Source organism: Nocardia sp. NPDC004604 (genome assembly GCF_040609795.1).
Classification (GTDB): domain Bacteria; phylum Actinomycetota; class Actinomycetes; order Mycobacteriales; family Mycobacteriaceae; genus Nocardia.
In genome coordinates, this window is sequence record NZ_JBEXLC010000002.1 from 15796 (window position 1) to 28745 (window position 12950).

Annotated in this window: 12 protein-coding genes; 3 read left to right on the forward strand and 9 right to left on the reverse strand. The window is 67.2% G+C overall.

Translation table 11 applies throughout. The features are described 5' to 3' along the window. Positions 1 to 19 precede the first annotated feature (19 nt). The 5 genes from hutI to hutH form a co-directional block, all read right to left on the reverse strand. Positions 20 to 1195 (reverse strand): imidazolonepropionase, encoded by a 1176-nt coding sequence (gene hutI / locus ABZW16_RS01370; protein ID WP_354950951.1) that lies wholly within the window; start codon positions 1193 to 1195, stop codon positions 20 to 22. Between the two features lie 29 nt (positions 1196 to 1224). Beyond that, positions 1225 to 2529, reverse strand: coding sequence for a formimidoylglutamate deiminase (locus tag ABZW16_RS01375; RefSeq protein ID WP_354950953.1), 1305 nt, complete (start codon positions 2527 to 2529; stop codon positions 1225 to 1227). A 73-nt stretch (positions 2530 to 2602) separates the two neighbouring features. Continuing rightward, on the reverse strand, positions 2603 to 3817 hold the full coding sequence (locus tag ABZW16_RS01380; protein ID WP_354950954.1) for an allantoate amidohydrolase: 1215 nt from the start codon (positions 3815 to 3817) through the stop codon (positions 2603 to 2605). Then, on the reverse strand, positions 3814 to 5466 hold the full coding sequence (gene hutU, locus ABZW16_RS01385) for a urocanate hydratase (protein ID WP_354950956.1): 1653 nt from the start codon (positions 5464 to 5466) through the stop codon (positions 3814 to 3816). The genes ABZW16_RS01380 and hutU overlap by 4 nt, the downstream gene beginning before the upstream one ends. A 30-nt stretch (positions 5467 to 5496) precedes the next feature. After that, a complete protein-coding gene (hutH, locus tag ABZW16_RS01390) occupies positions 5497 to 7044 on the reverse strand; it encodes a histidine ammonia-lyase (RefSeq protein WP_354950958.1) in 1548 nt (515 codons plus the stop codon). 86 nt (positions 7045 to 7130) lie between these two features. Here hutH and ABZW16_RS01395 point away from each other — a divergent pair, with 86 nt between their 5' ends. The 3 genes from ABZW16_RS01395 (at position 7131) to ABZW16_RS01405 (ending at position 10225) form a co-directional block, all read left to right on the forward strand. Continuing rightward, positions 7131 to 7913, forward strand: a complete 783-nt coding sequence (locus ABZW16_RS01395) for an IclR family transcriptional regulator (protein WP_354950960.1) — start codon at positions 7131 to 7133, stop codon at positions 7911 to 7913. A gap of 210 nt (positions 7914 to 8123) precedes the next feature. Continuing rightward, on the forward strand, positions 8124 to 9446 hold the full coding sequence (locus ABZW16_RS01400) for a family 1 glycosylhydrolase (RefSeq protein ID WP_354950962.1): 1323 nt from the start codon (positions 8124 to 8126) through the stop codon (positions 9444 to 9446). A gap of 47 nt (positions 9447 to 9493) precedes the next feature. Continuing rightward, positions 9494 to 10225, forward strand: coding sequence for a tetratricopeptide repeat protein (locus ABZW16_RS01405; protein WP_354950964.1), 732 nt, complete (start codon positions 9494 to 9496; stop codon positions 10223 to 10225). Between the two features lie 42 nt (positions 10226 to 10267). Here ABZW16_RS01405 and ABZW16_RS01410 read toward each other — a convergent pair whose 3' ends face one another. From ABZW16_RS01410 to ABZW16_RS01425, 4 genes are all read right to left on the reverse strand, one after another. Then, the gene (locus ABZW16_RS01410) at positions 10268 to 10969 is read right to left on the reverse strand and encodes a YoaK family protein (protein WP_354950965.1); all 702 of its coding nucleotides are present in this window, start codon (positions 10967 to 10969) and stop codon (positions 10268 to 10270) included. A gap of 42 nt (positions 10970 to 11011) precedes the next feature. Next, a complete protein-coding gene (gene dmpI, locus ABZW16_RS01415) occupies positions 11012 to 11197 on the reverse strand; it encodes a 4-oxalocrotonate tautomerase DmpI (RefSeq protein WP_354950967.1) in 186 nt (61 codons plus the stop codon). A gap of 150 nt (positions 11198 to 11347) precedes the next feature. Further along, a complete protein-coding gene (locus ABZW16_RS01420; protein WP_354950969.1) occupies positions 11348 to 12253 on the reverse strand; it encodes a LysR substrate-binding domain-containing protein in 906 nt (301 codons plus the stop codon). A gap of 175 nt (positions 12254 to 12428) precedes the next feature. Continuing rightward, entirely contained in the window at positions 12429 to 12815 is a 387-nt protein-coding gene (locus ABZW16_RS01425; protein ID WP_354950971.1) for a hypothetical protein, read from the reverse strand. Positions 12816 to 12950: the final 135 nt, after the last annotated feature.

Below are 12950 nucleotides of genomic sequence, written 5' to 3' on the forward strand. Positions count from 1 at the left end.
GCACTCTGCGGTAGGCGAATCACCCTGCGGTATTCGATAATTCGGCAACAGCAACCGGAACGCGCGCGCCGAGCCGCCACACCGCGATGGTCAGCGGGACGCCGGGCCGGTAGGCCAGGTGTGTGGCCGATGGCGCATCGAGCACCTGGAGATCGGCGCGCGCACCGACCTCGATGACACCGACATCATTGCGGCGCAGGGCCTTCGCGCCCGCCGCGGTTGCCGCGTATACCGCTTCGGCCACCGACAGACCCATTTGGAGTACAGCGGTGGCCACACAGTAGGCCATCGAGGTGGTGTAGGAGCTGCCCGGATTGGCATTGGTGGCAAGGGCGACGGTCGCGCCCGCGTCGAGCAGTGCGCGGGCCGGGGCGAGCGGCTGGCGGGTGGACAGGTCGCAGGCGGGCAGCACGGTGGCGACGGTGTCCGAGGCGGCCAGGGCCTCGATATCGGCATCGGTGAGGTGGGTGCAGTGGTCGACGCTGGCGGCACCGTGGCGGACCGCCAACTGCACGCCGGGGCCGGTGCCCAACTGGTTGCCGTGGACGCGCAGTCCGAGACCGCGTGCGGCAGCTGCGCGCAGCACGCGATCGGACTGATCCTCGTCGAAAGCTCCTGTCTCACAGAAGACATCGGCCCAGCGCACATGTGGCGCGACCGCATCCAGCATGGGGCCGCAGACCAGGTCGACATAGGATCGCGCATCGGTATCGGGCGGTACCAGATGCGCACCGAGATAGGTCACCTCATCGACGGTGGCAGCGGCGATGCGGGCAGCGCGCTCCTCATCGAGCACACTCAGGCCGTATCCGGTCTTGGTCTCCAGACACGTCGTGCCCTGCCGGTAGGCCTCGGCGATATGCCGCCGCAGATTGGCCGAAAGCTGTTCGTCCGAGGCACTTCTGGTGGCGGCGACGGTGGTCGCGATGCCACCGGCCCGATAGGGCTGACCGGCCATTCGCGCCTCGAATTCGGCGGTGCGGTCACCGGCGAAGACCAGATGGGTGTGACTGTCCACCCAGCCGGGCAGCGCCGCGCGGCCGCCGATATCGACCTTGCGATCGGCGGCGGGCGCGGCGGCGGCCGGACCGATCCAGCCGAAGCGCGCACCGTCGATCACCACGGCGGCATTGTGCAGCGGCCCGTCCGATGTGTTGGTGGTGAGCTCACCGATTCCCGTGATGAGGGTGGACACGGCTTCCCTTCCGTCGGTGGACAATGACCTCACGGTGCATACAAGGCCCGAATCTCGTCGCGCAGCGTGATTTCGGGTTGCGCCATCAGCAGATGGCGGCCGTTCGAGACCACCTCTCGCCCGGCAACCAGTACCTCGCGGATATCGCTTGCCGTGGCCGCGAACAGTGCGGCGGCCGGTTCGGCGCCCGCGGTTCGGATGGAGTCGAGCTCGACGGTGACCAGATCGGCCGCGGCACCGGCCTCGATGCGTCCGACCTCCGGCCAGCCGATCGACGCGTGATCGGTTGCCGCGGTGAACAACTGCGCCATATCGAAGCGTCCGCGCACGCGGGCGGCAAGGCGCTCGTTCAATTCCAGCGCACGCCATTCCTCGAAGCCGTCGACGACGGCATGACTGTCACTGCCGAGACATAGCCGAACTCCGGCATCGAGGAGTTCGCGGGCCGGTCCGATGCCGTCGCCGAGATCACGCTCGGTGGTCGGGCAGAAGCAGGCCCGCGCCCGTGCCGCGGCGAGCAGACCGATATCGGCGGCGCTCATGTGCGTGGCGTGCACGGCCACCGTATCCGGCCCGAGCAACCCGGCCTCGGAGAGCAATGCGGTCGGCGTCCGCCCATGTGCGGCAAGGCAATCGCTGTTCTCCGCGGGCTGTTCGGACAGGTGGACGTGCACCGGCCGGCCGTCGGCCTGTTCGGCGACCACCGCCAGCGCCTGCGGCGGCACCGCACGCACCGAATGCGCGGCCACACCGGTGCGCACCAGTTCCGATTCGGGTTTGAACGCAGCGGCGCGCTCGGCCCATGCTGTCGCGTCACCGTCACTGAAGCGGCGCTGGTGTTCGTCCGGCATTCGGCCGAATCCACCGGTGAGATAACAGGTGTCGAGCAGGGTGAGCCGGATTCCGGCGTCCTCGGCGGCCGCGGCCAGTGCGGTACTCATGGCATTCGGATCGCGGTACGGCATCCCGCCCGGCGCGTGGTGCAGGTAGTGGAATTCACCGACGCTGGTGTATCCGGCGAGCACCATCTCCGCGTATACCCCGCGCGCGAGGCGGTAGTAGGAATCCGGATCGAGCCGGTCCGCGATGGCGTACATCCGTTCCCGCCAGGTCCAGAACGAGCCGCGGTCGTGGTGGGTACGGCCGCGCAGCGCGCGATGGAAGGCATGCGAATGCGCATTCGCAAAGCCGGGAACGGTCAGCCCGCGCAACACCTTTCCGCTCGGCTCGGTCCCCGGTACCACCGAGCGGATCGACGATCCGGCAACCTCGATCGTCACCCGTTCCGCCAATCCATCCGGCAGCCAGGCGAATTCGGCCCAGTGCACGCTCATCGGATCGAATCCCCGCACATCGGGTTCACGCGAACATCCAGATCCCCGGGCATGCGCACCCCGCACTCCACGCTCATGTCGCCAAGTCCTCGAGCACGCGAGCGAGGCTCACTGCGCCGAAATCCACGTCCGCGGGTTCGGAGTGCTCCTGCGGCGCGTGGCTGATCCCGGTCGGATTGCGCACGTAGAGCATGCCCGACGGCACGTGTGCCGCCAGAATGCCCGCATCGTGCCCGGCACCGGTGGGCAGTGCGGGGACACCGCCGAGCACGCCGTCCATGCGGCCGCGCAGCGCGTCGTCGAAAACGACATCGTCGGAATACGATTCCTCGGTCACCGTGACCTCGCATCCCTCGGCGGCCGCGGCCTCCCGGGCGAATCCGGCAATATCCTCGACCAGCGCGGCCGTGCGTCCCTCTCCGGCAACGCGCGCGTCCAGCCAGAGATCCACCGTCGAGGCAATGACATTCGTGCCACCCGGTGTCGGTATCAGTTTGCCGACGGTGGCCCTGGCATCGTCGGTGGCCGCGGCAACACGGCGGGCGGCCGCGATCACCGCGGCCGCGGGCAACATCGGATCGTGCCGATCGGGCATACGGGTCGCACCCGCGTGATTGCCCTGTCCGGTGAAGGAGAACCGGTAGCGGCCGTGCGCGATGATGCTGCTGCCGGTGGCGACCGGACTGTCCAGGTCGATCAGCCCGCGCCCCTGTTCGACATGCAGTTCGACGAAGCAGCCGATATTCGCCAGCGCATCGGGATCCGCGCCGAATCGCCGCGGATCATGCCCCGCCTCGGCCGCGGCCTCGGCGAAGGTGATCCCGGCGGCGTCGCGCAGTCCGCGGGCGCGGTCGGCATCGATGGCACCGGTGAGCAGCCTGGAACCCAGGCACGGCACCCCGAAGCGCCCGCCCTCCTCCTCCGCGAAAACCAATAGCGCGAGCGGTTTCGCGGGCGCGAAACCCTTGGCGCGCAGGATATCCACGGCGGCGAGAGCGCTCGTCACGCCGAGCGGGCCGTCGAACGCACCCCCGCCGGGCACCGAGTCCAGATGGCTTCCGGTGACCACCGCACCGGCACCTGGAGCCCCCCACCATGCCCAGATGTTGCCGTTGCGGTCGGTGGTCACATCCAGGCCGCGCCGGGCCGCCTGCTCGGTGAACCAGTCCCGCAATTGCAGCTCGGCGCGGTCGTAGACGTGCCGGGAGTACCCGCCGCGTCGCGAATCCCGGCCCACATCGGCAATTTCGGTGAGCAGGCCGTTCGCACCGCCGCCGGCCGCCGTCACCGGTTCTCCCGCATGGGGATTCGCACGCCGCGCTCCTCGGCGACCGCGTTGGCGCGGTCGTAACCGGCGTCCACATGCCGAATCACACCCATACCGGGATCGTTGGTGAGCACGCGCTCGATCTTCTGTCCGGCCAATGCCGTTCCGTCGGCGACGCAGACCTGTCCGGCGTGGATGGAGCGGCCCATGCCGACGCCGCCGCCATGGTGGATCGAGACCCAGCTCGCGCCGGAGGCGGTATTGACCATCGCGTTGAGCAGCGGCCAGTCGGCGATGGCATCGGAGCCATCGGCCATTGCCTCGGTTTCGCGATACGGCGATGCGACGCTGCCGGAGTCGAGGTGGTCACGGCCGATGACCACCGGCGCCGTCAGTTCACCGCTGGCGACCATCTCGTTGAAGCGCAGACCGGCCAGATGCCGCTCGCCGTAGCCGAGCCAGCAGATGCGGGACGGAAGTCCTTGGAAGGCAACGCGTTCCCCGGCCAGGGTGATCCAGCGGTGCAGAGATTCGTTCTCGGGGAACAGTTCCAGCATCGCGCGGTCGGTTGCGGCGATATCGGCCGGATCGCCGGACAGCGCCGCCCAGCGGAATGGCCCCTTGCCTTCGCAGAACAGTGGCCGAATGTAGGCCGGTACGAATCCGGGGAAGTCGAAGGCCCGCTCGCAGCCACCGAGTTCGGCCTCCCCCCGCAGCGAATTGCCGTAGTCGAAGACCTCGGCACCCCGGTCGAGGAAGCCGAGCATGGCATCGACGTGCTCGGCCATGGATTCGCGGGCGCGGTCGGTGAATTCGTCGGGCTTCTTGGCCGCGTAGTCGGCCCAGTCCGCGAGCTCGACCCCGCGCGGAAGATACGCCAGCGGATCGTGCGCGGAGGTCTGGTCGGTGACGATATCGACCTCGACACCGGCCGCGAGCAGTCGCGGAAGGACCTCGGACGCATTGCCGATCAGCCCGACCGACAGCGCCTTTCGTTCCTTGCGCGCCTTCGAGACCCGACGTACGGCATCGTCGAAATCGGTGGCGATCTCATCGAGGTAGCGGTCGTGCACCCGGCGCTCGGCGCGCGCCGGATCACATTCGACGACCAGCGCCACCCCGCCGTTCATGGTGACGGCCAACGGCTGCGCACCGCCCATACCACCCAATCCCGCGGTCAGGGTGAGGGTTCCGGCGAGGGTGCCGCCGAAGCGCTTATCCGCCACCGCCGCGAACGTCTCGTAGGTGCCCTGCAGGATGCCCTGGGTGCCGATGTAGATCCACGACCCGGCGGTCATCTGCCCGTACATGGTGAGCCCGAGCGATTCCAGCCTGCGGAACTCCGGCCAATTCGCCCAATCGCCGACAAGATTCGAATTGGCGATCAGTACGCGCGGCGCCCACTCGTGTGTCCGGAATACCCCGACCGGCTTACCCGACTGCACCAACAGGGTCTCATCGGCATCGAGCGTGGTGAGCGTGCGCGTGATCGCGTCGAAGCTGGCCCAATCGCGCGCGGCCTTACCGGTACCGCCGTACACCACCAGATCCTGCGGCCGCTCCGCCACTTCCGGATCGAGGTTGTTGTGCAGCATCCGCATGGCGGCCTCGGCCTGCCAATTCTTGGCCGTCAGCCGCGACCCACGTGCCGCCCGAATCGTTCGTGTCATCAAATTCCCTCCATATCAGCGAATGGCCCGTCAGGAGCCGAGGTGTGGCGCGACGGCGGCCAGCAGCTCGCCGGAGCGGATGAGTTCGGCCGCGGCGGCGATCTCCGGTGCCAGGTGCCGGTCCGGTCCCGGACCGTCGACCCTGGTGCGCAGCAGCGCAAGGGCCGCCGCGGTGGCCGGACCGGGCCGCAGCGGGGCCCGCAAATCCAATGCCCTTGCCGCCGTGAGGTATTCGATGGCGAGCACGGTACTCAGCCCGTGCACGGCCCGGCGCAGTTTGCGGGCGGCCGACCAGCCCATCGACACATGGTCTTCCTGCATCGCGCTGCTCGGAATCGAATCCACCGAGGCGGGCATGGCGAGGCGTTTGAGCTCGCTGACAATGCCTGCCTGCGTGTACTGGGCGATCATATGGCCCGAATCGACACCCGGATCGGCGGCGAGGAAGGCCGGCAGGCCGTGTGAGCGCGCGACATCCAGCATTCGGTCGGTGCGGCGCTCGGCCATGCTCGCAACATCGGCGACCGGAATGGCGAGGAAATCGAGGACATACGCCACCGGCGCACCATGGAAGTTGCCATTGGACTCGAGCCTGCCATCGGCGAGCACCACGGGATTGTCGATCGCCGAGTCCATTTCCCGATCGGCGACCGTTCGGGCATGGGCGAGGGTGTCGCGGGCGGCACCGTGCACCTGCGGTGCACAGCGCAGCGAATACGCGTCCTGCACCCGGTTGCAGTCCGGACCGCGGTGGCTGGCAACGATATCCGAGCCCGCCAGCGCGGCCGCCATGCGCCGCGCCGAGAGTGCCTGTCCCGGATGTGGACGCAGCGCCTGCAGATCGTCGGCGAAGACCCGGTCGGTGCCGAGCAGTGCCTCCACGCTCATGGCGGCGGTAATATCGGCGACGTCGAACAGCTCCCCCAGATCGTTGATCGCCAGCGCCAGCATGCCGAGCATGCCGTCGGTGCCATTGGTGAGCGCGAGGCCCTCCTTCTCGGCGAGTGTCAATGGTTCGATCCCCTTGGCGCGCAACGCATCTGCCGCCGATACCAGGTTGCCGGACGAGTCGGTGACCTCCCCCTCCCCCATCAGCGCCAGCGCGACCGCCGCCAATGGCGCGAGATCACCGGAGCAGCCGAGCGAGCCGAATTCGTGCACCACCGGCGTAATGCCCGCATTGATCAACGCGGCCAATGTGAGTGCCGTCTCCGGACGCACCCCGGTATGTCCGGTGGCCAGCGTGCGCAGCCGCAACACCATCATGGCGCGCACCACCTCGGTCTCGACCGCCGCACCCGCGCCAGCGGCATGCGAGCGGATCAGCGACCGCTGTAGCGCGGCCCGGCTCTCCGGTGGTATATGCCGGGTGGCCAGCGCGCCGAAGCCGGTGGACACGCCGTAGGTCGGGACCGTCCCCGCCGCCAGCGCGTCGACATGCTCGCGCGCGTCGGTCAGCCGCTTCTCGGCGGCCGCGCTGAATCGCACCCCGGCGCCGCGGCGGGCGACGGCCACGATGCGTTCGACGGTCAGCGGCCCGTCCAACTCCACGGGCGGTAACTGCGTGGTTTCCGGCATAGGCCCATTCCACAACCACGAAGGCGGGTGGAGAATGAGGCTGGGCCAGGTTCTGTCTGGTATCCGAGACAATCGCAGGAAGAGACATGGGAACGAGCAGCGATATACCGGCACTTCGGCGCGGCCTCGCCGTGCTGCAGCTGATGGCGACCAGGGCGGGGCCGATCGCCGCAACCACCATCGCGCGCGAGCTCAACATCCCTCGTTCCACCACATATCACCTGCTCACGGAGTTGGAGGAGGCTCGCTTCGTCACCCGGCTGCCCGCCGAGCGGCGCTACGGCCTCGGCATTGCCGCCTTCGAACTGGGTTCGGCCTATCTGCGCCACGATCCACTGGAGCGGGTGGCCGGACCGTTGCTGCGCGAGCTGGCTGGGCGGGTCGGGCACAATGCACACCTCGGAGTCCTGCACGGTAACGAATTGCTGTATCTGATCAAGGAACGCCCGCCGCGCCCGGAGACGCTGGTCACCGATGTCGGCGTGCGGTTGCCCGCGCAGCTCACCGCATCGGGCCGGGCGATCCTGGCGCATCTGCCCGCCGCCCATGTACGGGCGCTGTTCCCGTCGGCGGCGGCCTTCGTGCGCCGCACCGACCGCGGGCCGACCAGCCTCGCCGCGCTGCGCGGCATTCTGGCCGCCGAGCGCCGTCGCGGCTGGGCGAGCGAGGACGGCCATGTCACCGCCGGATTCGCCTCGGTCGCCTATCCGGCCTTTGATCACGACCATCGGCCGATCGCGGCGATCAGCGTGACATTGCGACACCACTGCGAGCGGATTCCCTGCGCCGCCGACTGGGCCGATCTCGCCGCCCAGGTGCGCAACACCGCAGACGATCTCACCCGGCGCATCGGTGGGCGGGTGAGCTGAGGATCAGCCCTGTCCGTACGCGAACAGGGAGCAATCATTGTGATGCCACGTCTCGTCCGCCTTTTCAAGGCACTTCCGGCAGCATTCGCGACACACCGGCGCACAGCCCAAGATTCAGCTACCCGATGGTTACGCTGGCAGATCATCGGCCGGCGCGGCGCTGCGCCGGTGACGCACGACCGAACAGTGCCGGATGGGGACAGGAGCTCGATGCGAACACCGATGCGCCGACGTGCCCTCGTCGCACTCGCCATGATCGCGACCGCACTGCTGCTGCCCGGTGTCGCCATGCCGAGCGCACACGCCACCATCGCACCGTTCAGCCGCGAATTCCTCTGGGGCGTAGCATCATCCGGCTTCCAATCCGAGGGCCACGCGCCGGACAGCAATTGGACCCGCTACATCGATTCCGGCAAGGCCGGGGACGACTACGAGAATTCGGTCGACTTCTACCGGCGCTATATCTCCGATATCAACCTGGCCGCCCGCCTCGGGGTGCGGGTGTACCGGATCGGCATCGAATGGGCGCGCGTGCAGCCGCAACCCGATACCTGGGACGAGGCGGCATTCGGCTTCTACGACAATGTGATCGCGCGCATTCTCGCCGCCGGTATGCGGCCGATGCTCACCCTGGATCACTGGGTGTATCCCGGCTGGGCCGCCGATCGCGGCGGCTGGCGCAATCCGGGCATGGTCGAGGATTGGCTGGCCAATATGCGAAAAGTGGTGAACCGCTATACCTCTCGCAATCCACTGTGGGTCACCTTCAACGAGCCGGCCGCCTATATCGGCACGGAGTTGCGCATCGGCGCGATCACCCCCGATGAGGCGCCCGCGATGTTGGACCGAATTGCCCAGGCGCACAACGTGATTTATGACACCATTCATAAAAGCATGCCCGACGCGCAGGTGACGAGCAATCTCGGCTATGTCGCGGGTGCCGAGACCGAGGTGAATCAGCCGATTGTGGATCGGATCGCGGATAAGCTCGACTTCATCGGCGTCGACTACTATTTCGCGCCGGTGCCGGAAACCAGCAAAGCGGTGCAGGGCGGTTCGAACGAGGGTCCGCCGATCTGGGAACTGCCCATTCACACCGAGGGCATCTACTACGCATTGCGTCACTACGCGAAGCTATTTCCCGATCGCCCACTGTATGTCGTGGAGAACGGCATGCCCACCGAGGACGGTAAGCCGCGCACCGACGGCTACACCCGCTCCGACCACCTCCGCGACACCGTCTACTGGCTGCAGCGCGCCAAGGCCGACGGCATCAATGTCATCGGCTACAACTATTGGAGCCTCACCGACAACTACGAATGGGGAAGCTACACACCGCGTTTCGGCCTCTACACCGTCGATGTGCGGACCGACCCCACCCTGACCCGCCAACCCACGGAGGCGGTCGACGTCTACCGCGGCATCATCCGGTCCGGCGGCGTTCCGGCCGACTACCACCCGACCCGTGCACCGGTCGAATGCGGACTGGTCGACCCACCCGACAGCTGCGACGAAACCGTCAGCGTTCCCTAGCCGCAGACGCGCCGACGGTTTCGCCCGGCTCCGCTATGTTTTCGTCTATGGGTGGCAGGTTGGCGCTGATTGTGGGGTCCGAGTGCGCCGCGCTGCCCCGACTCGGCTTTCCGGGCGAGCTGGCCACCGAACTCTACGCGAATCTCAGCGCCGCGGGCGGCTGGCAACCTGCCACCGCGCAGCTGGGGCCGGTACTGGATCCAACTGCAGACGAGTTGACCGAGGCAGTGAACGATGCCTTCGCCGCCGCTTCGGAGCAGCAGGCGACCCTGTTGTTCGGCTTCGTCGGGCACGGCGTGGCAACCGCCGATGAGGACTTCTTCCTGCTCGCGCACGAGGGGCTGGCCATCGCACCCGAAAGAGCAATCTCCGAACTCGAGCGCCTCCTGGCCGACCATTTACGCGTCGTCGGCCCCGACGACCCCAGCACCCTGCAGACCCGCCACAGCATCGCATACTGGCTCGGCAAGTCCGGCGACCTCGACCGTGCCATTGCCGAATTCGAGCAGGTAGCCATCGACCGTGAGCGCATTCTGGGGCCCGACCACGTCGATACGCTCACCACCCGAAGCAATATCGCGGCCAATCGCGGCGGCCGGGACATGCAGCAGGCCCTCACCGAGAACGAGCAACTACTCGCCGACCAAGAGCGCATCCTCGGTTCGGATCATCCGGACACCCGCACTACCAGGGACCGGGTCCTATTCGTACAACAGCAAATCCGATTCCGGCATAAGCAACTCGGACCGGATTCGCCCGAATCGAATCCGAGCCAGTGATTCAGCCTGCCGTCGCCGAGCTCCGGCATCGACGCGGCGTGACTATTCGTCCGATGTCGATATGGCCGATAGCGCGCCCTCGAGCCACCAGTGGGTATAGGCGAGACCGGCCGCGGCTGCGATCAACGCGGCGGGAATGACGAAACCCCAATGGGCACTTACGGAATAGAGTGCCACTGCGACGGCGGCGCCGAGTACCACGGCGGCAATACGGGCGACGGCGAGCGGTTCGATGCGGCGGGCGGCGACAAGATCACTGACGAGACCGGTGAAGGTGCTGGTCATGTAGGTCGTGGGCGATCGGCGATCAATAATGAGGACAGCGGCCGACTGGACACCCATCGCCAGCGCGGCCGCACCGAGCAGCAGCAGGCGAACGACACCGACGGCACCGGCGAATACGGCAACCGCGGCTAGCACGACCATCAATACCGCCTCGCCCGCGAGACAGTGACGCAGACGTGCGATGCGCAGCGGCCCCGCAGGCATGGCGCGACACCAGCGCGCCGCCGCCGCGACACCGACGAAATAGCTGACGAGAACCACCAGCGGCGGCGTCAACTCGATGCCGGATATACCGAGGGCCGCACCGAGCAACACCAGATTGCCGGTCAACACGCTGGCGAACACGTTGCCCAGTTCGGTGAATACCAACCCATCCGTCGCACCCGCTCCGGCCGACAGCAAGACCAGCACCGTCGGCCCGACCGGCAACCGCCACCGACGTTCATGCTTCATCTGCATAACCGCGACGGTATCGGCCGGGCATCGGCGTCCCTCGGTCGGCTATTTCTTATCGGCGGTCAACTGCCCGGCCGCACCCCAGCTGTCGGCGGGCGTCTCGTGGATCCAGACCTGCACGGTCTCGGCGGGAATCCGGTAGGCGTCGACGAAGGCATCGGTGATCCGGCGGACCAGATCCCGCTTGAGTTCGACGGTGCGCGGGCCCTGCTGCACGGTGACAATGGGCATGACTGACTCTCCTCACTGAAATGGGTTGGGACAGACCACATCCGGGCTTTCCACTGTGGGTTCCCGCCCGGTTCTGCGGCCTGTCATCAGTTCACCCGATCGAAGATCATCGACCAAGGGTCAGTTCGTTCGCACAGCGATAACGAGTCCTTATTGTTCGAGGTACTGCGCGCTTTCCGCCGGTACGAGCGTCCGAAGTAGCGCCGAACCGGGGGCATCGGTTCCCGCACGCAGGGCCACGGCGATCGGCAGGCTCATGCCACCGTCCGCGAACGGCCGGAAGACCACCCGGGGGTTGTGCACCTGGTCGGCGTTGGCGGCGTAGATCACTGTCCACATGGCCACGGCGGTGCCGATCGCGGCCAAATTGTCCTGCAGGGTGGTCGCGGTCGGCGCCGGCACCGGCTCGAAACCTGCACGCTGACAAGACATCAGCACCAGATCCACCAGCGCCGGATGATTGCGCCGCTCGGTCATCCGGAGTGGCACCGACGCCAAATCGGCCAATCGCACCGTCTCCTGCGCCGCCAGCGGGTGCCGGGCGGGCAGAGCCGCGACGAGCTGGTCGTCCCACGCGTGCAGATACTCCAGGTCGGCGGTGTCCTCGATGGCGGGCGAGCGCACGAAGGCGGCATCGAGTCGACCGTCGGCCACCTGCGCCAATCGCTCACGCACCGGCAGGGTGACCAATTCGATCCGCACCTGTGGAAGGCGCTCGGCAAAGGCATCCAGGATGGTGTCCAGCCGCGCACCCAGCCCGGTCACCGTGCCCAGCCGGAATACCTCCGCCCGCGCACCGGCCAGATCGGCCACCGATGCCCGAGCCTGATCGGCCGCGCTCAGCACGCTCCTCGCCGCGGGCAGAAACCGCACCCCAGCCTCCGTCAGCCGCACCCGCCGCGGTGACCGATCCAGCAACTGGACCTTCAACTCCCGCTCCAGCCGCCGCACCTGCTGACTCACCGCAGGCTGGGCAATATGCAGCCGCTCAGCCGCCCGCCCGAAGTGCAATTCCTCAGCCACAGTGACGAAATAACGCAACTGCCGCAACTCCACAGCACGAACTCCTCAACTACCGATCAGTCCCCCCAAAACCACCCCCCGAACCCCTTACCAACAAACCCAATTCACCCGCACAAATCCCCCGTTGGACGGTCGATCACCATGCGCTGATGCACGTACACGTCGAGAGCAACCTGCATCAGCGCATTCTCGCGACTAGGGCTGGGGTTTAGTTTGGGTAGATGTAGTGTTTGGGGGCGAAGTGGCCGGTTCCGCTGGAGCCGGCGTAGGGGACGTCCAGGGGGGCGATGGTGAGTTTGTGGGGGTTGCCGTCGGGGTCGGCTTGCCAGCAATCCTGTTGTACGCCATGGAAGCTGGTGCATACGATGCGGGTGTTGGTGCTGTAGGGGGAGGTCAGGCGGTTTCGGTCGGAAAGGGGGTTCCAGTAGTCGGGGTCGGATCGGACCGCGAAATTCTTGGTCTCGTACACCTCGAATGCGCCGCCGCCCGAGGGCCAGTCATCGGCGGCGGCGGTGCCAGCACCGATCAGCATTGCGGCACCGGCCATTGCGGAGAGTAGGGCGATCCGCGGAACACACTTGGTTTCGAAGTTCATCGCTATCCTCTTCTGCTTCCAGAGTTTCTGGAACAGCCTGAGCATGCTAGCCCGGTCGGAGTCCAACGAGTGATCAGTGGGCATCGTGGCCAGTCGATCGACCGCTATTTCCTCGACCACTGTTTCCTGAATTCC